This is a genomic window from Leclercia tamurae, assembly GCF_025566055.1.
Classification (GTDB): Bacteria; Pseudomonadota; Gammaproteobacteria; order Enterobacterales; family Enterobacteriaceae; genus Enterobacter; species Enterobacter tamurae.
The window spans coordinates 35,736-57,765 of the sequence record NZ_JAMHKS010000073.1 but is presented as its reverse complement, the minus strand read 5'-3'; the positions used below and the strand labels follow the sequence as shown (position 1 = coordinate 57,765).

Sequence of the window (22,030 nt, the reverse complement as noted above, 5' to 3'; positions counted from 1 at the left end):
GCCCCTCAAATGAGGGGCTTCTGGAATAGGGATTGCAACGGGAAGAAAAACGGCAGGCCAGCGTCTGTTTTAAGACGCGCTACGGCACTCTGTCGACCATGTTTGACCATGCTTCCTCCTGGCAAATTGTGGGGCATTATACGCAGCCTGAATCGCGGATCAAGCGAATAATGCACACTTTAAGCAACGTAAAGGTTTCCGCATGCATGGTTATGCGCAAGAGCAAATCCCGGACAAAAAGGGGTGGTATGGCAGCTGAATTTCTCGTATAAAAGTTGAAAATGAAACGATGTTTTATATTGAGGATTTCACCATGATCGTAGGCAACATTCACAACCTCCAGTCCTGGCTGCCGCAGGAGCTGCGTCAGGCGATTGAGCACGTTAAAACGCATGTGTCAGACGCGACTCCAACCGGTAAGCACGACATCGACGGCAACAACCTGTTCTTCCTGGTTTCCGAGGACATGACCCAGCCGTTCGAAGAGCGCCGCGCGGAGTATCACGCCCGTTATCTGGACATTCAGATCGTGCTGAAAGGCCAGGAAGGGATGACCTTCAGCACCCTGCCAAACGGCACCCCGGATACTGACTGGCTGGCGGATAAAGATATCGCGTTTCTGCCGAGCGGTGAGCAGGAGAAAACTGTGGTGCTGAACGAAGGCGACTTTGTGGTCTTCTACCCGGGCGAAGTCCACAAACCGCTGTGCGCAGTGGGCACCGCGGCGCAGGTGCGCAAGGTGGTGGTTAAGATGCTGGTGGGGTAATACCTTCCCCCTCACCCTTTGGGTGAGGGCAATTTGTGATCCAGCTTAAATTTCCCGCACTCCTTCTCCTGCTCCCATTGTCCTGCGCTTTTTCTGCGTCATAGTATGATCGTTAAATAAACGAACGCTGTTCTATAATGTAGAACAAAATGAATCAGCAAGGAGATCGCATGCCGCAGACTGTACAGTTCTCGGGGATTATTCCCCCCGTCTCCACCATCTTCACCGCCGACGGTGCCCTGGATAAAGCCGGGACCGCCGCGTTAATCGACAGCATGATCGACGCCGGCGTCAATGGCCTGTTCTTTCTCGGCAGCGGGGGCGAGTTTTCCCAGCTCAACACCGACGAGCGTAAAGCCATCGCCGAGTTTGCCGTTGCGCATGTGGATCGCCGCGTACCGGTGCTGATTGGCACCGGGGGCACCAATGCCCGGGAAACTATCGCGCTCAGCCAGCACGCGCAGCAGATTGGTGCGGACGGCATCGTGGTGATCAACCCTTACTACTGGAAAGTGTCTGAGCAGAACCTGATCCGCTACTTCGAGCAGGTGGCCGACAGCGTGACCCTGCCGGTGATCCTCTATAACTTCCCGGCGCTGACCGGGCAGGATCTGACCCCGGCGCTGGTCAAAACCCTGGTGGACTCCCGCCGCAATATCGTTGGGATTAAAGACACCATTGATTCCGTGGCCCATCTGCGCAGCATGATCCTCACCGTTAAGGCGGCGCACCCGGACTTTGTGGTGCTGTGCGGCTATGACGATCACCTGTTCAACACCCTGCTGCTGGGCGGCGACGGGGCAATCTCGGCCAGCGGCAACTTTGCCCCGCAGATCTCCGTGAATCTGCTGCAGGCCTTCCGCGACGGGGATCTGGCCCGGGCGGCGCACTATCATCAGACCCTGCTGCAAATCCCGCAGATGTATCAGCTGGATGCGCCGTTCGTGAACGTGATTAAAGAGGCCATTTCACTCTGCGTGCGTCCGGTCTCCACCCACGTGCTGCCGCCTGCCGGGCCGCTGGATGAACCGCGCAAGGCGCAGCTGAAAGCGCTGCTGCAACAGCTTAAGCTCTGCTGAGCCGGAAGATAATCATGTCGATAGAAACGATTTTTACCCCGCAGGATGACGCCTTCTATTCGGTGATCACCCACGCGGCCGGGCCGCAGGGGGCGCTGCCCCTGACCCCGCAGATGCTGATGGAATCCCCGAGCGGCAACCTGTTTGGCATGACGCAGAACGCCGGAATGGGCTGGGATGCCAATAAACTTACCGGCAAAGAGGTGCTGATTATCGGCACCCAGGGCGGGATCCGCGCGGGGGATGGCCGTCCGATTGCGCTGGGCTATCACACCGGCCACTGGGAAATTGGTCTCCAGATGCAGGCCGCGGCCAAAGAGATCACCCGCAACGGCGGGATCCCCTTTGCTGCCTTTGTCAGCGACCCGTGCGACGGGCGCTCCCAGGGCACGCACGGGATGTTCGACTCCCTGCCGTACCGCAACGATGCGGCCATCGTCTTTCGTCGGCTGATCCGCTCCCTGCCCACGCGCCGGGCGGTGATTGGCGTCGCCACCTGTGACAAAGGCCTGCCCGCCACCATGATTGCGCTGGCGGCGATGCATAACCTGCCGACCATTCTGGTGCCGGGTGGCGCCACGCTGCCGCCAACTTTCGGCGAGGACGCCGGGAAGGTGCAGACCATCGGGGCGCGTTACGCCAACCATGAACTCTCCTTGCAGGAGGCTGCCGAGCTGGGCTGCCGGGCCTGCGCCTCGCCGGGCGGCGGCTGCCAGTTCCTCGGCACCGCAGGCACCTCCCAGGTGGTGGCCGAAGCCTTAGGCCTGGCGCTGCCACATTCGGCGCTGGCTCCCTCGGGGCAGGACGTGTGGCTGGAGATTTCCCGCCAGTCCGCGCGGGCGGTCTTTGAACTGGATAACCGCGGCATTACCACCCGCGATATCCTCACCGACAAAGCCATTGAGAATGCGATGGTGATCCATGCCGCGTTCGGCGGCTCCACCAATCTGCTGCTGCATATCCCGGCCATCGCCCATGCGGCGGGCTGCACGATCCCGGACGTCGACCACTGGACGCGCATCAACCGCAAGGTGCCGCGGCTGGTGAGCGTATTACCGAACGGGCCGGATTATCACCCGACGGTGCGGGCGTTCCTCGCAGGCGGCGTGCCGGAGGTGATGCTCCATCTGCGCGATCTCGGTCTGCTGCATCTGGATGCCATGACCGTTACCGGCCAGACCGTCGGGGAGAACCTCGACTGGTGGCAGGCCTCCGAGCGGCGGGAGCGCTTCCGCCAGTGCCTGCGCGAGCAGGACGGCATCGAGCCGGACGACGTGATCCTGCCCCCGGAACGCGCCAAAGCCCGCGGGCTCACCTCCACGGTGGCCTTCCCGGTGGGCAACATCGCCCCGGAAGGATCGGTGATCAAGGCCACGGCGATCGACCCGTCGGTAGTAGGTGAAGATGGTGTTTACCGTCATACGGGCCGGGCGCGGGTATTTGTCTCGGAAGCCCGGGCGATCAAGGCGATCAAAAGCGGCGAGATCGAGCAGGGCGATATTATGGTGGTGATCGGCGGTGGGCCGTCCGGCACCGGGATGGAAGAGACCTACCAGCTGACCTCGGCGCTCAAGCATGTCTCCTGGGGTAAAACCGTATCGCTGATCACCGATGCCCGCTTCTCGGGCGTCTCCACCGGGGCCTGTTTTGGCCATGTGGCCCCCGAAGCGCTGGCGGGTGGGCCGATTGGCAAGCTGCGCGATAACGACATCATCGAGATCGCGGTGGATCGCCTCTCCCTGACCGGCAGCGTCAACTTTATCGGCACGCCACTGGCACCGCTCACCCCGGAAGAGGGGGCGATTGAGTTGGCGCGTCGTCAGCCACACCCGGAACTGCACGCCCATGATTTTTTACCCGACGATACCCGCCTGTGGGCGGCATTACAGTCGGTGAGTGGCGGGACCTGGAAAGGCTGTATTTACGACACGGATAAAATTATCGAGGTAATAAACGCCGGTAAAAAAGCGCTCGGACTGTAATTATATTTTTAACCGTTTTAGCCTGCGGGAAATATCCCGCGGGCTGTTTTCATTTGTTTTTATTTATCAAGTAAAACAATAAGTTGATATATATCGAGTGGCATCACAAAAGCAAAATAACATAATTCAGAAACAAGATATGACCATTGCTGGTTAATTGAACAGCTTATTACACTCCATTAACACGATGTTGTCATTCAGCACACGAAATAAGGGTGTATATCTGATGATGCAATTAACCATGAAAGATAAAATTGGCTACGGGCTGGGTGATACCGCCTGCGGCTTTGTCTGGCAGGCGACCATGTTTCTGCTGGCCTATTTCTATACCGATGTGTTTGGCCTTTCCGCGGGCATCATGGGGACGCTGTTTTTAGTCTCTCGCGTGCTGGATGCGGTGACCGACCCGCTGATGGGGCTGCTGGTGGACCGCACCCGCACCCGCCACGGCCAGTTCCGTCCGTTCCTGCTGTGGGGGGCGATCCCGTTTGGCATCGTCTGCATGCTGACGTTCTACACCCCGGATTTCTCCGCCAACGGCAAAATTATTTATGCCTGCGTCACCTACATCCTGCTGACCCTGGTCTACACCTTCGTGAACGTACCGTATTGCGCCATGCCGGGGGTGATCACCGCCGATCCGAAAGAGCGTCATGCCCTCCAGTCGTGGCGTTTCTTCCTCGCCGCGGCGGGATCGCTGGCGATCAGCGGCATTGCCCTGCCGCTGGTGGGGATCATCGGTAAAGGCAACGAACAGCTCGGCTACTTTGGCGCGATGTGCGTGCTCGGGCTGAGCGGCGTAGTGCTGCTGTACGTCTGCTTCTTCACCACCAAAGAGCGCTACACCTTTGAGGTGCAGCCGGGATCGTCGGTAGCAAAAGATCTCAAGCTGCTGCTCGGCAACAGCCAGTGGCGGATCATGTGCGCCTTCAAGATGATGGCCACCTGTTCCAACGTGGTGCGCGGCGGGGCGACGCTCTACTTCGTGAAATACGTGATGGACCACCCGGAGATGGCGACCCAGTTCCTGCTGTACGGCAGCATCGCCACCATGTTTGGCTCGCTCTGCTCCTCCCGTCTGCTGGGGCGTTTCGACCGGGTGAAGGCCTTCAAATGGATTATCGTTATCTACTCCCTGATCAGCCTGCTGATTTTCTTCACCCCGGCTGAGCATATGGCCCTGATTTTCGCCCTCAACATTCTGTTCCTGTTCGTCTTTAACACCACCACGCCGCTGCAGTGGCTGATGGCCTCCGACGTGGTGGATTACGAAGAGAGCCGCAGCGGCCGCCGTCTGGACGGGCTGGTGTTCTCGACCTATCTGTTCAGCCTGAAGATCGGTCTGGCGATTGGTGGCGCGGTGGTGGGCTGGATCCTGGCGTACGTTAACTACTCCGCCGGTAACAGCGTCCAGCCGGTTGAGGTGTTAACCACCATCAAAATTCTGTTCTGCGTGGTGCCGGTGGTGCTCTACGTGGGCATGTTTACCATGCTGTCGTTCTATAAGCTCTCGGATGCGCGGGTGGAAGCTATCAGTCAGCAGTTGCTGAGGCATCGCGCGGCGCAGGGCGAAGCCATCCCCGACGCCGCAACGGCACCATCTCATTAAGGAGGAGGCACTATGTACACCATTACCAACCCGATTCTGACCGGCTTCAACCCGGACCCGTCGATGTGCCGTCAGGGCGAGGATTACTACATCGCCACCTCGACCTTTGAGTGGTTCCCGGGGGTGCGTATTTACCACTCCCGCGACCTGAAAAACTGGCGGCTGGTGAGCACCCCGCTGGATCGCGTGTCGATGCTGGATATGAAGGGCAACCCGGATTCCGGCGGCATCTGGGCCCCGTGCCTGAGCTACGCCGACGGACAGTTCTGGCTGCTCTACACCGATGTGAAAATTGTCGATTCGCCGTGGAAAAACGGGCGTAACTTCCTGGTGACCGCCCCCTCCATCGAAGGGCCCTGGAGTGAGCCGATCCCGATGGGCAACGGCGGGTTCGATCCCTCCCTGTTCCATGACGACGATGGCCGCAAATACTATATCTACCGCCCGTGGGGCCCGCGGCATCACAGTAATCCGCATAACACCATCGTGATGCAGGAGTTTGATCCGCAGACCCGCACCCTGTCGCCGGAGCGTAAAACCCTCTTCACCGGCACGCCGCTGTGCTACACCGAAGGGGCGCACATTTACCGTAAAGAGGGCTGGTACTATCTGATGGTCGCCGAAGGAGGCACCAGCTACGAGCACGCGGTGGTGGTGTTGCGCGCAAAAACCCTGGAAGGCCCGTACGAGCTGCACCCGGAGGTGACGATGATGACCAGCTGGCATCTGCCGGAGAACCCGCTGCAAAAAAGCGGCCACGGCTCGCTGCTCCAGACCCACACCGGGGAGTGGTACATGGCCTGGCTCACCAGCCGCCCGCAGCGTCTGCCGGGCATTCCGCTGCTGGGAGCCGGCGGGCGCGGATACTGCTCCCTGGGACGTGAAACGGGGATCGCACGCATCGAATGGCGCGACGGCTGGCCGTACGTGGAAGGAGGTAAACACGCCCAACTGACGGTGCCAGGTCCGCAAATGACCGAGACTCCGGGCGCGGCCCAGCCCGACTGGCGGGATGATTTTGACGGCGAGCGCCTTGACCCGGAGCTGCAGACCCTGCGCATTCCGTTCGACGATAACCTCGGCTCCCTGCGGGCGCGTAAAGGCTTCTTACGCCTGTACGGCAATGACTCCCTCAACTCGACCTTCACCCAGTCCACCGTGGCGCGCCGCTGGCAGCACGTCACCTTCCGCGCCGAAACGCGAATGGAGTTCGCTCCGCGTCACTTCCAGCAGAGCGCGGGCCTGACCTGCTACTACAACAGCAAAAACTGGAGTTACTGCTTTGTCGATTACGAGGAGGGGCAGGGCAGAACCATCAAGGTGATCCAGCTTGACCACAACGTGCCGTCATGGCCGCTGCACGAACAGCCCATTCCGGTGCCGGATGAGGCGCAGAGCATCTGGCTGCGCGTGGAGGTGGATAAACTGATCTATCGCTACAGCTATTCGTTTGACGGGGAGCTGTGGCACACGGTGCCCGTCACGTATGAGGCGTGGAAACTGTCGGACGACTATATCGGCGGGCGCGGCTTCTTCACCGGGGCCTTTGTGGGGCTGCACTGCGAGGACATCAGCGGCGACGGCTGCCACGCTGATTTTGATTACTTCACCTACGAGCCGGTATAACGGCTCAGGCCGGGTAGCCCAGGGCGCGTGAGAGCTGGCGCCCGGCCTCCTGCAACTGCTCGCGGAAGTGGGTCAGTTCGGCATCATCAACACGAGAGGTTAAGGTCGACAGGCTCAGGGCGGCAATAACCCGGGATTCATGGTTGCGCACCGGAACCGACACGCAGCGCACCCCCTGCTCATTCTCTTCGCTGTCGAGGGCATAACCCTGCTCGCGGGTTTGCGCCAGCGCGGCCAGCAGCGCCTCGCGTGAGGCCAGGGTCGCCGGGGTAAAGGTGGTGTACTGATAACCCTCCAGCAGGGTGTTCAGCTCGGCGTCGCTCAGCCAGGCAATCAGCACCTTGCCGATGGCGGTGGCATGTACCGGCAGGCGACGGCCAATGCGCGAGTAGGCGATGGCCGCCAGCTTGCCTTCAATCTTCTCAATGTAAACCCCTTCGCGCCCGTCCAGAATGCCCAGATGGGTGGTCTGGCCGGTACGCTCCGACAGCTCCGTCAGCCAGTGCTTCGCCTTCTGGCGAATATCCATGGTGCTCACCACAAAATGACCGCGTTCGACCAGCTTCATGCCAGGGCGGTATTTGCCGTTCTCCGGATTCTGATCGATATAGCCGTGCAGCTGCAGGGTTTTGAGAAGCGAGTGGATTGTGCTCTTGCTCAGACCCATCTGTTTACTGATGTCGGTGATTTTGAGTTCCGTCGCCTGTTCGTTAAACAGATCGAGGATCTGTAAGGCACGTTCAACAGATTGAATAATAGGCATAAATAGGCACTGTCCACGCTGGGGGTCAGGCGAAAAAGTACCTTTTTTTAGCTGAAAAATCAATCGGCTGGAGGAGATGTTCTCCCTCTCCCCGTGGGAGAGGGCACCAGACCGCACTACGGCTGACCCAGCGTCGCCACCATCACCGCCTTAATCGTATGCATCCGGTTTTCCGCCTGGTCAAATACAATACTTGCCGCCGATTCAAATACCTCGTCCGTCACTTCCATCCCGCCGTGCAGATCGAACTCTTTCGCCATCTGCTGGCCCAGGGTGGTCTGGTCGTCGTGGAACGCCGGCAGACAGTGCAGGAACTTCACCTCCGGGTTGCCGGTCAGCGCCAGCATCTGGCTGTTAACCTGATAACCACGCAGCAGCGCAATCCGCTCCGCCCACTTCTCTTTGGCTTCACCCATCGACACCCACACGTCGGTATAGATAAAGTCCGCGCCCTTCACGCCCGCCGCCACATCTTCGGTGAGGGTGATTTTGCCGCCGTTCTTCTCTGCCAGCGCGCTGCACTCCGCCACCAGGCTCGCTTCCGGCCAGCAGGCTTTCGGGGCCACCAGACGCAGATCCAGCCCGGTAAGGGCCGCCGCTTCCAGCATCGAGTTACCCATGTTGTTACGCGCATCGCCGGTATAGACCAGCACCATCTCGTTAAACGCCTTGCCCGGGAGATGCTCCTGCATGGTGAGCAGGTCCGCCAGCAGCTGGGTCGGATGGAACTCGTTGGTCAGCCCGTTCCATACCGGCACACCGGCAAATTCCGCCAGGGTTTCGACAACAATCTGGCCATGACCGCGATACTGAATGCCGTCGTACATCCGGCCCAGCACGCGGGCGGTATCCTTAATTGATTCTTTATGCCCAATCTGGCTGCCGCTCGGCCCGAGATAAGTAACACGTGCGCCCTGGTCAAATGCGGCAACTTCGAAAGAGCATCGGGTGCGGGTTGAGTCTTTTTCGAAGATGAGCGCGATGTTTTTGCCAGTAAGTTTCTGTACTTCCTTCCCTTTTTTCTTATCGGACTTCAGCTGTGCCGACAGGGCAAGCAGGGAGGTGAGCTGTGCAGGGGTAAAATCGAGCAATTTCAGGAAGTGTTTTTTATACAGTTCAGACATTTTATCCTCACATGGCAAAGGCCACTTTTTGAATTAAAATTCAATTTATATGTATCAATATGCAGTTGCAACCCTGTTTCACAAATCTTTCTTACAAAGGTGGAGGCAAACACATCCGTGTGTGAAAATAGAAGTATCTGCCGCACTTTAAAGAGGAACGAGCCATGGCAAACCCAGAACTGCTGGAAGAACAGCGCGAAGAGACGCGACTGATTATTGAAGAACTGCTGGAAGACGGCAGCGATCCGGATGCGCTGTACACCATCGAGCACCATTTCTCTGCGGATGATTTCGAAGCGCTGGAAAAGCTGGCGGTTGAAGCGTTCCGTCTGGGTTACGAAGTGACTGAGCCAGAAGAGCTGGAAGTGGAAGAGGGCGATACCGTTATCTGCTGCGACATCCTGAGCGAAGGCGCGCTGAAGGCAGAGCTGATCGACGCCCAGGTTGAACAGCTGATGGACCTGGCTGAACGTTTTGAAGTGGAATACGACGGCTGGGGCACCTACTTCGAAGATCCGAACGGCGAAGAGGGTGACGAAGAAGACGACGAAGATTTCGACGAAGACGATAACGGCGTGCGTCACTAAGTATGATTTGCGGCAGCTTCGGCTGCCGCTGTGTTTCAGGAATAACAATGGATTACCCGCAGATACTCGCCCCTGTTCTCAACTTCCTCCAGTGCCCGACCCCGCAAGCGTGGATTGATAAAGCCCGCGACCCGGCGAACCTGCCGCTGCTGCTCACCGACCATATGGTGTGCGAACTCAAAGCTGCCCAGACCGCGCTGTTATTAGTGCGAAAATACGTTGCCGACGAGAGCGGTGCCGACGCGCTACTCGAGTGGCTCAAGCCCTATGAAGCCTTTACCTTCCGCGAAGGCCCGGAACCGGATTTTGTCGCCCTGCATAAGCAGATTGGCAAAAGCGTGATGCCCAAGACCGAAGACCCCTGGGGCCAGGCGCTCATCGACAGCATGGTGCTGCTGATTAAAGAGGAGCTGCACCACTTCTGGCAGGTGCGCGAGGCGATGCTGTCCCGCAACATCCCCTACGTCAAAATCACCGCCAGCCGCTACGCCAAAGGGATGCTGTCCGCCGTGCGCACCCACGAGCCGCTGACGCTGATCGACAAACTGATCTGCGGCGCCTATATCGAAGCGCGCTCCTGCGAACGCTTCGCCGCGCTGGCCCCGTTCCTCGACGAGGAGTTGCAGAAGTTTTATTTATCCTTACTGCGCTCCGAGGCGCGGCATTATCAGGACTATCTGACGCTTGCCCAACAGGTCAGCGATAACGATATCTCTCCCCGCATACAGCTTTTTGGCGAAATAGAAGCCACACTGATCTCATCACCGGACAATACGTTTCGCTTCCATAGCGGCGTGCCGGTGTAAACCGGCATAGCTAAAGGATCAAGGATGCGTAACGATGAGAAGAGCGTGGACTCGTATAGCAGTGGTAGCGGTTATCTCCGCAGCAGTGGCCTTCTGGGTTTATTACGACAAGCAGCGCCTGCAGAACACCCCCGAACATCGACTTGATACCGTCCTCAACGCCATGCCCTCCTGGCAGGTGCTGAAGGAGCAGGACCCCCGGTTTGTGACACGCATCCGCGAGCAGATCCTTACCATGCATAAAGCGGGGGAGTCTGAGCAGGAGATCATCGACGTGGTCCAGCCGCAGATCCTCGCGCTACAGATGTCGCGCCTGCAATATGCCCCCGACGCCAATGCGGTGGCCTGGATGACGATCAACATGGAGCAGACCGCCGCCATTCAGAAGGTGAGTGACGATGCCTGTTTCCGCTTCTTATTCCCGGCCGTGAAGGGCGGCGTCAACCCGATGCGGGTGCTGGATAAAGATATGATGCAGCGCCGCCTGCAGGCCGACGCCGAGATGATGCGCGCGGGCTGGGGTAAAGATCGCCACACCGTTACCCCGGAGGAACATGCCGCAGCCGTGGAGGATGTGCGGCCGATTATGCAGGAACTCGCCAGCCAGTACGGGGTGGCGATCCAGCTGCTGGTGATGCCGGAGAACGCGGTGGGCAAAGAGAAGCTCACCTGCGAGTTGGTGCAGGCGATGTGGGCGAAGGTGCTGGCGCTGCCGGAGCAGAAGGCGGCGAGGGTGATCCGGCTGGCGGTGACGGAACTGGATTGATGTGGGCGCTGGTTTTTTGGGCACTTAGCGCGGTTTAGCGCGTCGCCGCTTGCATGGCGGCGCGCGACAGGTATAATCCACAACGTTTCCGCATCCCCTTCAGTGCCGAAGTGGCGAAATCGGTAGACGCAGTTGATTCAAAATCAACCGTAGAAATACGTGCCGGTTCGAGTCCGGCCTTCGGCACCATAAGATGCAAAAATTAAGTCGCTTAAGGGCGGCTTTTTTTGTGTCTGGAATTTGCACCACACTAGGCTTTCTGCAGTTTTTTGAAAAAAAATTCATCTGAGTCAATCCATATCAAGCCGCTTTTAAGTTTATGACTAAGGAATTTGTGAACATAACTTCAGTACTGTTAGTAGCATTAATGAGGTTACTGAAGTGCTATGATATAAAGGCTACTAAAGTTTGCGACTATTAATGAACTCTCACAGGTCTAAAGCCGACCCCTGACAAAAATAGACGAAGTACAATTCTCGAACACTTTGTATCAAGATCGCATCATGGCCATCCAGCGGATTTCTAAATCTAATCTCATCCAGACAGTCTTCATTGAAAATTTTGTTGTAATTCTTAAGTTACATTTCAGGAATTATACATTCAAATCATATTGATATATTGTTTGTCGCATATTTTCTCAGCATAGATTTAGAGCCCATCGAAGCGATATACAACGCAGTCAACAGGTGAATCCGTTTTTGAATCACTATCTGATTCAAAAACGGATTCACCTGTTGACTGCGTTGTAGATTCATATATGCTGATAAGACGTTAATGATTGGATACAACTATGAGTCTACTCAATAATCTCAATAAAAAATTCAATTCCGATATTAAGAATACGGTGACTTTAAGTGTTCGTGTCACCAATGAAGAAAATGCAGTACTCCAAGAAATTGCCGATGTTGTTGGCTGTACAAGACAAGATGTTATCTATCAGTTGATCTCCGATTATGCTATTCCTGAGTGGCGTAAGATGAAAAGGGGAGATGAGAGCGAAATAATAGAAACTGTTGAAGAAAATAACGGGGTGTCTTATTTTCTTTTAAACACAAATAAAACCAACAGTATATTTGATCATAATATCATATTAGAGAAGGGAATTGCTGCCACCTTTGAAGATGACTACATTGGAAAAATGAATAGAATAAAAAAAGGAGATGTTGTTTTTTTATATGAATCAGGTTCTGGAATTGTAGCTTATGGTATTGGTAGTGGTATAAATATAGATGAACCACATCCTGAAAAAATTAGTCATAGCTCGATGCGATACCAAGTCTTATCTAATTTCGCTATGTTAGATAAACCCTTATCCGCAAGAGATGTGAAGCGTATCCTTGATAACGATATACCTTTCGCTCAAACACTATCAAGAATGACGAATGGGGAAGTGTTATATAAAATAATAAAGCGCGATAGAGCTTAGTAAGCGCAGAAATTTGCAAAACCATTTATTTGGTTACTATTATTTTCTTAATCTGTCGTAAGGTAATGACATGCAAACAGAATTAATCAAAGAATTGAATAAAGTTTTAAAATGTTTTCCAGACTTCTGGAACGGTGAGGAATTACACCGTTCGATGGTAAGTGATGCTATCAGGCATAAAAAACCTGACTTAATCAAGGCATTAATTGCTAATGAAAAAATAAAATCGGTTTATGGTACGCAAATTGACGACATTTTAATTTTTGACTTTGATAAACTGTGCAGTCTTTTTAAATATAAAGAATATTGGGCTAATAGCTTTACTAAATACCGTAATAAAATTGGATTAACTAGTGAAGGTAAATATCTTGATTACAGCTCAGATGTAGTATTGGACTTCCCTTTCAAGGATTGCGTACTTGAAGGAGGGATGACAAAAGAAGAGCAGGGTAAAGAAGAAGTCTATTACAATGAAATCATTGCTCGTGATGAAATAGATCGGCTTTTCTCTCCTAAGATATTCTCAAATGTACAAAAATATGAAAGTGGAGTTATTAACAAAAAACTGAGAAAATTTAATCAAAACGATAATATTATAATTAAAGGTAACAATTTAATAGCATTACACTCTCTTAAAAATAGATATTCCAATAGTGTTAAATTTATTTATATAGACCCTCCATACAATACGGAAACAGATAGCTTTAAATATAACGATAAATTCAGTCATTCGACGTGGCTGGTTTTCATGAAAAACAGACTTGAAGTGGCAAAAGATCTGCTACGTGACGATGGGCTAATTGCCATAAATGTGGATGATAACGAGGTGAATTATTTAGGTTCATTAGCTGACGATATTTTTGGAAGACGTAATAGAATTGCTATATTCCCTAGAGTCACAAAGAAAGGTGGTAAATCTACGAGTATTTTTGCAAAGAATCATGACTATGTGTTGTTATATGTGAAAAATATAAATAATAAATGCATGTATGCAGTTTCTCATGATGATGATAATTTTAAATATAAGGATGAATTCTTTGAGGAAAGGGGAACTTACAAATTAAATCAGACTCTTGATTATGATAGCCTCCAGTATAGTAAATCTCTTGATTATAAAATTGAACTTAATGGGGGTGTATATTATCCAGGCGGGGATGTAAGTCTCTTTGAAGCAAGAGCTTTAGGCCATCATAATAGAGCTGACTGGGCATGGAGATGGAGTCGGGAATTGTTTGAATTTGGTTTGGAAAATGGATTTATTGAAATAAGAAATGGTGGGGCTAGGCCTAGGATTTACACTAAAACATATCAAAATGCAAAGATAATCAAGGAAGCAAAAGGTTATAAAGTAGTAAGTTACGATAGGACTAAGGCGTTATCGACACTTGAGTTTACAGACAATAAATATTCTAATGATAATGCAACAAAACATATATCAACTTTGTTAGATAAGAATGTATTTGATTATACAAAACCAGAAAGTTTACTCGCTAAGTTGATAGAAATAACTTCAGCGAGAGATGATTTAATTTTGGACTTCCATCTCGGCAGTGGAACAACAGCTGCTGCTGCCCATAAAATGGGACGTCGGTATATAGGTATTGAACAGATGGATTATATAAATGATATCACAATACCGCGCCTGCAAAAAGTAATCGAGGGTGAACAAGGTGGTATTTCCAAAGACGTTAGTTGGCAGGGTGGGGGCAGCTTTGTCTATGCCGAGCTGATGGAGTTGAACGCATATTTTGTGCAGGAAATACAAAGAGCTCAGTCTTACGAGGCTCTTAAAAATCTGTTTTGTATGATGAGAACAGAAGCGCATCTTAATTATCATGTAGCATTGGAGAATGTTCTTTCGACTGAATATGAAGTGGAGGGCGTGTTGCAAACCGTTGCCTTCAATGATCTTGAGCTCCATGAACAGAAGCGGTTACTAATCGAAACTCTTGATAAAAACCAGCTATATGTTGACGCTTCGGATATGGATGACGGCGACTTAAACATATCAGAGAGCGACAAAGCGTTCACCCGCAGCTTCTACAGTAAGGATTGATCCCATGCCGAAGAAACCCATTTCAGTAGGTAGTCAGGCCCTACTGTTTAATCAACTAAAACAGTTTGATGAGCCTGGACTATTCCAGGATAAATACGAGACGCCAGACTACATTCAAGCGAACTTGAAAGACGAGCTGAGACCATACCAGCACGGAGCGCTTCGTTACTTGCATTATACTCAGCGTAAACGGGAAAAAGCGCAGCTACTTTACCGTCATCTTCTTTTCCATATGGCGACCGGCTCAGGTAAAACCATGGTAATGGCGGGTGTGATACTCTATTTGTTAAAAGAATACGGGTATCAGAATTTCATCTTCTTTGTGCACACAGATGCGATTATACGAAAAACGCGTGAAAATCTTCTTAACCCGCAGTCGCCGAAGTATCTGTTCAGCCAAACTATGGAAATCGACGGGGAAAAAATAACAGTAACGCCGGTTGAGACGTTCCCGTCCATACCGGAACGCAATACAATTTATCTGAAGTTAACGACTATTCATAAGATGCATGACGAGCTGAACAGCCATCGTGAGAACAGTATCACTTTTGAGGATCTGAAAGAAATCCCACTCGTGCTGCTTGGCGACGAGGCACATCACTTCAATGCAGGCACCAAAGCGAAGGGCAAGAAGAAAAACTCAAAAGAGTACGAGGAGCTGACTTGGGAACGAACAATTGAAAATGTTCTGGCGCTACGCCCCGATAACCGTCTTCTTGAATTCACCGCCACCATTGACTTAGGACAAAAAGAAATCGGGCAGAAGTACCGCGACAAGGTCTTGTATCAGTATGACCTTAAACAGTTTATGTCGGATGGTTACTCTAAAAAAGTCATGTTGTTGGAAGCCAACCAGAATGACAGCGATAAGATGCTGGATGCGGTATTGTTAAGCCAATACCGCAAACTTACGGCTGCCGATAATGGTATCGCCGGCTTTAAACCTGTCATATTGTTTAAGTCAAATAAAATTGCCACTTCGAAAGAGAAGCAGAACGAATTTTCACAGATGATTGCTGCCCTTACGCCTGAAAGTGTTAGGCGTCATCTGGCGAATAAAAAAGCACAAATCAGCTCTGATACCAGTATCTGGAATAAAGTAATACAACGTTACGCTGACAGTGATTTGGTGACAGTTATTGGACAAATACAGGAAGACTTTAACAACTTCAATTTATTGAACGTCAATAAGTCAGATCTGCTGGAAGAAAATCCCGTTCTGCTAAACACCCTGGAAGATACCGATAATCCTGTGAGGGCAGTGTTTGCCGTTGCCAAAGTCAATGAAGGCTGGGATGTACTCAATCTTTACGATATTGTCCGCATCAGTGAGCAGGCTAGCAGTAGCAAATCTGGCACAGACAGCGAGGCACAACTTATCGGACGTGGCGCACGATACTACCCGTTCCGTTATGACGGAAAGCAAAGCTTTACCCGCCGTTTTGATACGAGTGCAAAGGATTTAAGCGTACTGGAACAACTGCATTACCACACTATCAATGAACCGGCGTATATCAGAACGTTGCACGCCTCACTTGAACAGGCAGATATCGACGCTCAGCAGGATGGCAGCGGCAGGGTAGAACACGCAAAGCTGAAGGATGAATTTAAAAAATCCGCCGTGTATCAGACTGGTAAACTGTATTTCAATGAAGTGGAAGAAATTGAGAATAGTAGCCGATGCTGGGAAACCTACTCGCTGCAAACTCATTTTGAGATACCTTATCAGACCTCCGGAGAGGAATCTTTAGATAACCTGACTGCCGCATCAGTAGACGGCGGTATAAAAATGGAGCCTTTAGTACTAGATGAACGCTTTTTTCGTAAAGCGATGCATAAAATCTGCTTCTATGAGCTAGATAACCTACAACGCTACTTCCCGAAATTGCTCAGTATTCGCGAGTTCATCCATAGTGATGACTACTTAGGTAAGCTTAAAATTACCGTGACTGTTCCGCAGGCACTCGATTTTTCTGCCATATCATCAAAAGCTAAACTCACCTTACTAGAAACCGTACTACTGCGGATTTCAGAGAATGTGAGACGCAATGAACAGAAGGTGAAAGGGACATACCGCTTTACCAGCCTACCGGTTAGGGAAGTCATCAAAGATTACAGCCTGTTTATAGATCCATCCGTAACGGTGAATCAGAAAATCACTGCAGAGAATGCTATCGGTAAAAAATGGTATGCGTATGACAACGCGATACTTAACCAACTTGAGCATAAACTAATTAAGGTCTTGGCAGCTTTTATGCCGAAACTGAAAGCCCGTTATGACGACATTTTCGTACTACGTAACGATGAGCAATCAACGCGTTTTAAGTTGACCGAGTTTGACGGAGTGCGGGGATTTATGCCGGACTTCATCATGATATTGACATGTCATGCTGACAATACATATTGGCAGGTGTTTCTTGAGCCGAAGGGAGATGACAGATTATTGGATGATGCATGGAAAGAGAATATGCTTGAGACACTGAATGATAAAGATCGCATCATCATTGATGAAAATGAGGATGTGAAACTGGTAGGAATAAAATTCTTTGCCAACAAACAAATGGACGTGTTTATTAAAGATATGCAGGATAAAATTAACGATGGTGAGCCACTGGAAACTCCATCGCTACTGCTCTAATCAAATAAGTAATAAAGCGGAGCACAAAACTCCGCTTTTATCTTAATCTTAATGTCATCTCCTTTAAAGATGGTCAGCCATTTCAAGTGAATGAGTGAAATGCAAATATTGCACTTAAATGAATTTGCAAAAACAGACTTTTACTCAACTATAAATGAAATAATAATTAGCTAAACATTAACAGAGAAAGCATATTGTGTCTGGGAAGGTGTCCGCCTTACAGGATTAGATATAATAAGCCAGAATGTGATGGCATGATGTTTACGATTAGAATTTTTCTCAAAAGACTAGAGTATTCTTATCCAGAAAAGACAGAAATGCCTCTTAGATATAAATCAAGTGCACCCAGCTTAATGGTTAATAATCTTATTGACATAATTAGTGCGTCTAAAAATATTTGAAATTAATGGGCACTTGTTAGTCGGTGAGGGTTTTTAATTGTTGAATGTGGATTAATGGTGTAATAACCTATGGGCGATGAAGGTATCGATGGAACATACCACATGTTATACAAAAGGGAAGTAAATGCACTGAGTCTGATGGCTTAATGATATCCGTTTATATCACTTTCCCTATAGAGTGCTCAATGCATTAAACTAACTTAGTAAGAATGGCTTTCTTAGTATCCCCATAATCTAGTATCTTTGAACAAATTAATAAGATTTTTTGAGTTTGAAATAGGGGATGTCACATAAATAGCTTTTTGAGATTTTTGAGATGGAAATCTAATTATTTTGAAATCATTATAAAATTCATGCCCCAAGATATAGCCTAAAAAATATCCAATAAAAACATTTTTTCCTTCTTTGTTAATTAAAGTATCATCGATAAATATTCTTGTATATATATGAAGAGTCGAATTTAGTTCTGAGTTTAATATCTCGCTATCAGATTTCCCTTTCATTGAAACTGATTTCGTTGTTACCCATTTTAAGTAGCTTACTACATTGTTAATTTCACCTCCATCCGTTCTATTAAACTTAGGATATTTAAAAAGATCTAGCTTTTTAAGTTGCTTAATTATATTTTTCTGAAACTGCACCTTATGTGGGTCTTTGCCTGAAGCCTTATAAATATTATTTGGTATTTTTGATGATTTTATCTCAACAGTATAAATTTTATTTTCTCTGCAAAATTCTAAAACTGCATCATCTAAATTCCCATGCTGATTTTTTGTGATGGAATCATTTATTTTTTTGATGGCTATATCAATATTTGGATTGTCAATTTCAAAAAGTAGCCCATCAAAAGGCGCATTTTTCTTAAATGAATCCTGTCGGATTTTATCGTAGCTTATAAAAGATAGGTTTGAATTGGTTTTTTTGTTTTCATGGTTTATTAAGTCTATAAATAATTCTTCAACAATTTTTCCCTGTAATGTGTTTTTGTTTTTTTCTGTAGTATCTCTATTTGCTTCCCAAGTGTTTGCAGTATGATTTACGATTTTATTTAAATTAAACTCGACACCCTGCAAGTAGTCTTTATAACTAAAGATGACTATGGCATCATCCAATTCAAATAGATTAAAACGATCAGTTTTTATTATGTTTGTCATTTCAGTTGTCATTGTTAAATAGTAGGGTGAAGTATTATATTATATTGTGTTTTTTTGAATGTAAAGGCATTGTTAGAATTTCTAAATTTTTAGAATTGAGGTGTACTCAATTATTATACTAAAGGTAAAGCTCCTCTCATTATTGATACAATATAATTTCCCCGCTTAGATATGTCATGCAATTTTAGATTTGTTTCAACATTCATCCTGAAAGCAAAACAGGACAGACCCGACTAGGTTGATGAGCTTGTCCTATAGTTAGCTACCACCCCGTTAACCCAACTTTCATCCCTCTCCGGACGCTTATCCTTAGTCATCCAAAGCTCAATAACGTCGATCCCTGCTATCTTCCCCAATAATGTTCGCAACCCCACCTCATCCATATCAGTAAACCGCCTTCCATCTACTTCCCGCTCCCCATCCCCATACTTAAACGACACATACCACACCCCCCCAGGCTTAAGCGCATCCGCAAGCCTCCGCATCACCCTCGGCAACTCCACAGCCGGAACATGCAACAGCGAAGCACAGCACCAAATTCCATCAAACTCTTCTTTCCAGTCCACATCCGCAAAGGTCATCAACTGAACCGGCAATCCGGTATGCTCCCGCGCCAGCTCAACCATCGCAGAGGACGCATCAAACGCCTCCACCTGATACCCCATCTCCAGAAATGCCTTTGCATCACGCCCGGAACCACACCCCGCATCCAGCACCCGTGCCCCAGGCGCAAGATGCCGGGTAAACGTCTTATAAAGCGTGGACATATCGACATTCACCGTTCCGTCGAAGAAGGCCTGCGCATTGTCCTGATAGTATTTAAGCGTCATTAGAATGTGGCCTCGCCTTCGGCTTTAGGTTCCCAGGTATGGAACAGCCTCACTTTGGCAGCGTTCCAGTTATTTTCAAGAAAGTTTTTCCGCGCGGCGGGCTGGTTTCCGGTCTGCTGGACAATGGTTTCATGCAGCGGTAGTTTGCTCTGAATAAAATACTCGTTGCGGGCATTTAACCGTTGCAGGAGTGTGCGTCCGGGCAGGCGCGCAAACTTTCCTTCAGCACCACGATTACAGCACTGGCAGGCCAGCACCAGATTCCACACACCATTGATATTGGCAACCTCATCGCGGGCGGCCCACGGAATGAAGTGGTCAACGTCGGCCAGGTCAGGATCGCCGGGCGTCAGGCTGATGGGTTTGAAACAGTAGAAACAGCGTCCTTTCTGGTAGCCGTTTAAACTGTCGCGACAGCTGGTGATATTCACCCGACGCGCGTTCACATGGCTAAACAGCAACTGATTATCTTCGTCGAACTCAACGCCAACAAGGTTGCGGGACACGCCCATCGCCCAGGCCTGCTCGACAAGATTCCAGCGCGCAGTAGTTTCAAAAGCCAGATTCTGATACTGCTGACGCTCGCCCAGATGAAAGAAGTTATCCGTCAGGCGGATGCCGTTATGGGTCTTACGCTCATCAATGAAAAACCGTTTCTCGATCTCGCCGCCATTCACATTGTGGAAGGCATCAATCACGTTGGCAAAGCCTCGGCATACCGTGGTTTCAATCAGCTGATTATGTGAAATTTCATCGTTATTAAACTGCGCGCAGGTTTCCAGAAACTGGCTGCGGCTCGAGGTGATCTGCTTCGGAGCGTGTTTCAGGTGTTCGCAAAGATGGCGGCTGAACGGCACGGCGAGTTCGTCGAGGGTGATGATGTCGCTGCCCGTCTTATCAATCTCATACAGGGCATGGGCCAGTGCGAACTTGTAAGATGCGACGTTCTTTCCAAAAAGAATCACCCCGCGCCAGTAGTTCTCCAGCGTAGGGTCAGCCTGGTAAAAATCCATCAATGAAATCCTGTTACGGTGGGAGAGGTAGCTAACTACCGAAACCTGTAACGGGATCACACAATAAATGAATGGTGATGTAAACGGTGAATCTATGTATTTGGTGAATTTGTGATGTTTTGCAGTTGAAAGGCGGACTCCAATACCTTTAATCAGATGACCAAATTTACTCTGTCATTCCCATCACCTATATTTTTAATGCTCTGCAAGCCGCTAACAGGGAAGGAAAAATGACGCAATACTGGTGGAAAGATTTATTGGATCGTAACAATCGCTGGCAGGGGCTGGAGCTGACGGTGCGGGCAGAACAACATTCCGGTTATGCCATGGAGATGCTCAGCGGCCACCATGGGCGCATGGCATTGCAGTTTCAGGGCGAGACGCTGTTCTGGGCCACAGTGTTGAAAGATCATTCCGGCGTCTGGCTGGTCTTTAATGCCGATCATCCCGGTCAGCAGGCGCTATTACCGTCAGTGACCTCGGCAGAGGTGGAGTCGGTTAAAGCGCAAGGCGCGCAGGCATGGACAGGCGAATGGTGTCGCTACTTTGCCCGGCGGCTGATGGATTCGCCAGAGCCATTGCTGACTGCGGGCCGTTGGCTGTTAAGGCCTATGGCACCGGTAAGTCGCACCGCGCAACCCTCTGTACCCATCGCAGACTGGCGTTTTGATTCCCCCGCCAGCGCCGGAAATATGGGCTGCAACTGGGTGCTTTATGGCGAGGACTTCCCTGATTTAGCGGACCCGCAAAAAGTCAGGTACGTAGACTGGTGGTGGGGCGGCAATTTGCTGTTGGGACGTTACCCGATAAACACCGATGCGGGGCGGCTGAAATGGTGGCGTAAAAAATGTCGTGAAGGCGCACTGCCCCCGGTGTTGGTCCGGCACATTGCCGGGCTGGCGTCTTTTGTGATCCTTGATGGTCATTATCGTCTGCAGGCGGCCATTGCAGAGGGGACCCCACCGCAGTTTTTGGTGCTCAGTGAGCTGCATGAGAGAGAGTTTCCTTCCGATCCGCAGCATCAGGAGCGTATTGTCCGTGCGCTGGAGCTACAGCAACGTAAAAACCCCGCATGCAGCGTTGAGGGGATAAATCAGACGCTGATTAATCTCTATGATACCCGCTATCTCTATGCTTCAACTCATAGTCGCGCCCTGCTAGGTGATGGAGAAAACTGGGCGCGGGAGATTGAGGGTTATTTGCATAAACATCAGCTTGGGGAATATCTGGAAAGGATCCTTGAGCGGGTGGAGGGTTAGAATCTTCAGCTTTACTGGATTAGGGTATGTGCAATCCTGAGCATTAAGCGTCAACGTTAAATTCCCGTAAGAAAAAGCCATTCTTCGAAATTTTATCAGGTTGAGATGGTATAGACTGCGACTCGTAACTATCTCAATCTTTGTC

19 protein-coding genes and 1 tRNA gene are annotated in these 22,030 nt (G+C 50.3%); 13 read left to right on the top strand and 7 right to left on the bottom strand.

Annotated features, from left to right (window positions below):
* Positions 1 to 5: 5 nt before the first annotated feature.
* Positions 6 to 110, bottom strand: coding sequence for a pyrBI operon leader peptide (locus M8318_RS11910; protein WP_181247286.1), 105 nt, complete (start codon positions 108 to 110; stop codon positions 6 to 8).
* A gap of 203 nt (positions 111 to 313) precedes the next feature.
* Between M8318_RS11910 and M8318_RS11905 the strand changes: the two genes are divergently transcribed.
* From M8318_RS11905 to M8318_RS11885, 5 genes are all read left to right on the top strand, one after another.
* On the top strand, positions 314 to 766 hold the full coding sequence (locus tag M8318_RS11905; RefSeq protein WP_262662794.1) for a YhcH/YjgK/YiaL family protein: 453 nt from the start codon (positions 314 to 316) through the stop codon (positions 764 to 766).
* Positions 767 to 936: 170 nt separating this feature from the next.
* Positions 937 to 1,845: a dihydrodipicolinate synthase family protein gene (locus M8318_RS11900; RefSeq protein ID WP_262662792.1), complete on the top strand. Its 909-nt coding sequence runs from the start codon at positions 937 to 939 to the stop codon at positions 1,843 to 1,845.
* Between the two features lie 14 nt (positions 1,846 to 1,859).
* Positions 1,860 to 3,827, top strand: a complete 1,968-nt coding sequence (gene yagF, locus M8318_RS11895) for a xylonate dehydratase YagF (RefSeq protein ID WP_262662790.1) — start codon at positions 1,860 to 1,862, stop codon at positions 3,825 to 3,827.
* Positions 3,828 to 4,053: 226 nt separating this feature from the next.
* On the top strand, positions 4,054 to 5,436 hold the full coding sequence (locus tag M8318_RS11890; protein ID WP_225759720.1) for an MFS transporter: 1,383 nt from the start codon (positions 4,054 to 4,056) through the stop codon (positions 5,434 to 5,436).
* A 12-nt stretch (positions 5,437 to 5,448) separates the two neighbouring features.
* The gene (locus M8318_RS11885; protein ID WP_262662788.1) at positions 5,449 to 7,062 is read left to right on the top strand and encodes a glycoside hydrolase family 43 protein; all 1,614 of its coding nucleotides are present in this window, start codon (positions 5,449 to 5,451) and stop codon (positions 7,060 to 7,062) included.
* Positions 7,063 to 7,066: 4 nt separating this feature from the next.
* Here M8318_RS11885 and M8318_RS11880 read toward each other — a convergent pair whose 3' ends face one another.
* The 3 genes from M8318_RS11880 to argL all read right to left on the bottom strand — a co-directional run bounded on the left by M8318_RS11880 (position 7,067) and on the right by argL (position 9,224).
* A complete protein-coding gene (locus tag M8318_RS11880) occupies positions 7,067 to 7,825 on the bottom strand; it encodes an IclR family transcriptional regulator (protein WP_166181440.1) in 759 nt (252 codons plus the stop codon).
* Between the two features lie 116 nt (positions 7,826 to 7,941).
* Positions 7,942 to 8,949, bottom strand: a complete 1,008-nt coding sequence (argF, locus tag M8318_RS11875) for an ornithine carbamoyltransferase (RefSeq protein WP_262662785.1) — start codon at positions 8,947 to 8,949, stop codon at positions 7,942 to 7,944.
* A complete protein-coding gene (gene argL / locus M8318_RS22740; protein WP_371811782.1) occupies positions 8,919 to 9,224 on the bottom strand; it encodes a putative translational regulatory protein ArgL in 306 nt (101 codons plus the stop codon). The genes argF and argL overlap by 31 nt, the downstream gene beginning before the upstream one ends.
* Here argL and rraB point away from each other — a divergent pair.
* The 7 genes from rraB (at position 9,114) to M8318_RS11840 (ending at position 17,228) form a co-directional block, all read left to right on the top strand.
* Positions 9,114 to 9,536 (top strand): ribonuclease E inhibitor RraB, encoded by a 423-nt coding sequence (gene rraB, locus M8318_RS11870; protein ID WP_166181443.1) that lies wholly within the window; start codon positions 9,114 to 9,116, stop codon positions 9,534 to 9,536. The two genes, argL and rraB, sit on opposite strands and share 111 nt — an antisense overlap.
* 2 nt (positions 9,537 to 9,538) lie before the next feature.
* Positions 9,539 to 10,342, top strand: coding sequence for a tRNA isopentenyl-2-thiomethyl-A-37 hydroxylase MiaE (gene miaE / locus M8318_RS11865; protein ID WP_408612242.1), 804 nt, complete (start codon positions 9,539 to 9,541; stop codon positions 10,340 to 10,342).
* A 34-nt stretch (positions 10,343 to 10,376) separates the two neighbouring features.
* Positions 10,377 to 11,108, top strand: coding sequence for a topoisomerase II (locus tag M8318_RS11860; protein ID WP_262662781.1), 732 nt, complete (start codon positions 10,377 to 10,379; stop codon positions 11,106 to 11,108).
* 104 nt (positions 11,109 to 11,212) lie between these two features.
* A tRNA-Leu gene (locus tag M8318_RS11855) sits at positions 11,213 to 11,297 on the top strand.
* Positions 11,298 to 11,898: 601 nt separating this feature from the next.
* Positions 11,899 to 12,534 carry a hypothetical protein gene (locus M8318_RS11850; RefSeq protein WP_262662779.1) on the top strand — a complete coding sequence of 212 codons (636 nt, stop codon included), beginning with the start codon at positions 11,899 to 11,901 and terminating at the stop codon, positions 12,532 to 12,534.
* Between the two features lie 70 nt (positions 12,535 to 12,604).
* Complete coding sequence (locus M8318_RS11845) at positions 12,605 to 14,590, top strand: site-specific DNA-methyltransferase (RefSeq protein ID WP_262662777.1); 1,986 nt, start codon at positions 12,605 to 12,607, stop codon at positions 14,588 to 14,590.
* Positions 14,591 to 14,594: 4 nt separating this feature from the next.
* A complete protein-coding gene (locus M8318_RS11840) occupies positions 14,595 to 17,228 on the top strand; it encodes a DEAD/DEAH box helicase family protein (RefSeq protein WP_262662775.1) in 2,634 nt (877 codons plus the stop codon).
* 619 nt (positions 17,229 to 17,847) lie between these two features.
* Here the strand turns inward: M8318_RS11840 and M8318_RS11835 are convergent.
* The 3 genes from M8318_RS11835 to M8318_RS11825 form a co-directional block, all read right to left on the bottom strand.
* Positions 17,848 to 18,783, bottom strand: a complete 936-nt coding sequence (locus M8318_RS11835) for a hypothetical protein (protein WP_262662773.1) — start codon at positions 18,781 to 18,783, stop codon at positions 17,848 to 17,850.
* Between the two features lie 233 nt (positions 18,784 to 19,016).
* Entirely contained in the window at positions 19,017 to 19,613 is a 597-nt protein-coding gene (locus tag M8318_RS11830; protein WP_262662771.1) for a class I SAM-dependent methyltransferase, read from the bottom strand.
* A complete protein-coding gene (locus tag M8318_RS11825) occupies positions 19,613 to 20,626 on the bottom strand; it encodes an HNH endonuclease family protein (RefSeq protein WP_262662769.1) in 1,014 nt (337 codons plus the stop codon). Before M8318_RS11825 ends, M8318_RS11830 begins: the two co-directional genes overlap by 1 nt.
* A gap of 230 nt (positions 20,627 to 20,856) precedes the next feature.
* Between M8318_RS11825 and M8318_RS11820 the strand changes: the two genes are divergently transcribed.
* Positions 20,857 to 21,885: a hypothetical protein gene (locus tag M8318_RS11820; protein ID WP_262662767.1), complete on the top strand. Its 1,029-nt coding sequence runs from the start codon at positions 20,857 to 20,859 to the stop codon at positions 21,883 to 21,885.
* Positions 21,886 to 22,030 lie beyond the last annotated feature (145 nt).

Coding starts and splice junctions, on each gene's coding strand:
- M8318_RS11910 (WP_181247286.1), bottom strand. CDS start 110: ATGGTCAAACATGGTCGACAGAGTGCCGTAGCGCGTCTTAAAACAGAC.
- M8318_RS11905 (WP_262662794.1), top strand. CDS start 314: ATGATCGTAGGCAACATTCACAACCTCCAGTCCTGGCTGCCGCAGGAG.
- M8318_RS11900 (WP_262662792.1), top strand. CDS start 937: ATGCCGCAGACTGTACAGTTCTCGGGGATTATTCCCCCCGTCTCCACC.
- yagF (WP_262662790.1), top strand. CDS start 1,860: ATGTCGATAGAAACGATTTTTACCCCGCAGGATGACGCCTTCTATTCG.
- M8318_RS11890 (WP_225759720.1), top strand. CDS start 4,054: ATGATGCAATTAACCATGAAAGATAAAATTGGCTACGGGCTGGGTGAT.
- M8318_RS11885 (WP_262662788.1), top strand. CDS start 5,449: ATGTACACCATTACCAACCCGATTCTGACCGGCTTCAACCCGGACCCG.
- M8318_RS11880 (WP_166181440.1), bottom strand. CDS start 7,825: ATGCCTATTATTCAATCTGTTGAACGTGCCTTACAGATCCTCGATCTG.
- argF (WP_262662785.1), bottom strand. CDS start 8,949: ATGTCTGAACTGTATAAAAAACACTTCCTGAAATTGCTCGATTTTACC.
- rraB (WP_166181443.1), top strand. CDS start 9,114: ATGGCAAACCCAGAACTGCTGGAAGAACAGCGCGAAGAGACGCGACTG.
- argL (WP_371811782.1), bottom strand. CDS start 9,224: ATGGTGCTCGATGGTGTACAGCGCATCCGGATCGCTGCCGTCTTCCAG.
- miaE (WP_408612242.1), top strand. CDS start 9,539: ATGATTTGCGGCAGCTTCGGCTGCCGCTGTGTTTCAGGAATAACAATG.
- M8318_RS11860 (WP_262662781.1), top strand. CDS start 10,377: ATGAGAAGAGCGTGGACTCGTATAGCAGTGGTAGCGGTTATCTCCGCA.
- M8318_RS11850 (WP_262662779.1), top strand. CDS start 11,899: ATGAGTCTACTCAATAATCTCAATAAAAAATTCAATTCCGATATTAAG.
- M8318_RS11845 (WP_262662777.1), top strand. CDS start 12,605: ATGCAAACAGAATTAATCAAAGAATTGAATAAAGTTTTAAAATGTTTT.
- M8318_RS11840 (WP_262662775.1), top strand. CDS start 14,595: ATGCCGAAGAAACCCATTTCAGTAGGTAGTCAGGCCCTACTGTTTAAT.
- M8318_RS11835 (WP_262662773.1), bottom strand. CDS start 18,783: ATGACAAACATAATAAAAACTGATCGTTTTAATCTATTTGAATTGGAT.
- M8318_RS11830 (WP_262662771.1), bottom strand. CDS start 19,613: ATGACGCTTAAATACTATCAGGACAATGCGCAGGCCTTCTTCGACGGA.
- M8318_RS11825 (WP_262662769.1), bottom strand. CDS start 20,626: ATGGATTTTTACCAGGCTGACCCTACGCTGGAGAACTACTGGCGCGGG.
- M8318_RS11820 (WP_262662767.1), top strand. CDS start 20,857: ATGACGCAATACTGGTGGAAAGATTTATTGGATCGTAACAATCGCTGG.